This is a genomic window from Mesorhizobium sp. M1A.T.Ca.IN.004.03.1.1 (assembly GCF_003997555.1).
Taxonomy (GTDB): Bacteria; Pseudomonadota; Alphaproteobacteria; order Rhizobiales; family Rhizobiaceae; genus Mesorhizobium.
This window is the reverse complement of the sequence record NZ_RZTV01000143.1, coordinates 1-312: the sequence shown is the minus strand read 5'-3', so window position 1 is coordinate 312 and position 312 is coordinate 1. Positions and strand designations below refer to the sequence as shown.

1 protein-coding gene is annotated in these 312 nt (G+C 63.8%); it reads right to left on the bottom strand.

Going from position 1 to position 312, the window contains the following annotated elements:
- The coding region (locus EOD29_RS31065; protein WP_245475491.1) for an amidase family protein at nucleotides 1-312 on the bottom strand (312 nt) is incomplete at both ends.

Sequence of the window (312 nt, the reverse complement as noted above, 5' to 3'; positions counted from 1 at the left end):
GTTCAATTGCCAATTCAAGCAAGACCGCCTCGGCCGCAAGGGCAATCCCCAGCAGCGCCTCATCGCGATGGGGGGTGGCCGAAAGCAGCAGTCCAACAGGCATGCCAGCCTCGCCCGTACCGCAGGGAATGGAAACGCCGCACCAGTCGAGGAAATTGCCGAGCGCGGTGTTGCGCAACGTCTTGTTGTTCGTCGCGAAGAACAGCTCGTCATCCTGCTCCAGCGGTCCGATCGGCGGCGCGACATGGGCAACGGTGGGAAAGGCAATCAGCCGGTCGCCGACAAGCCGCTCGACATCGGCGATCAGGCGGC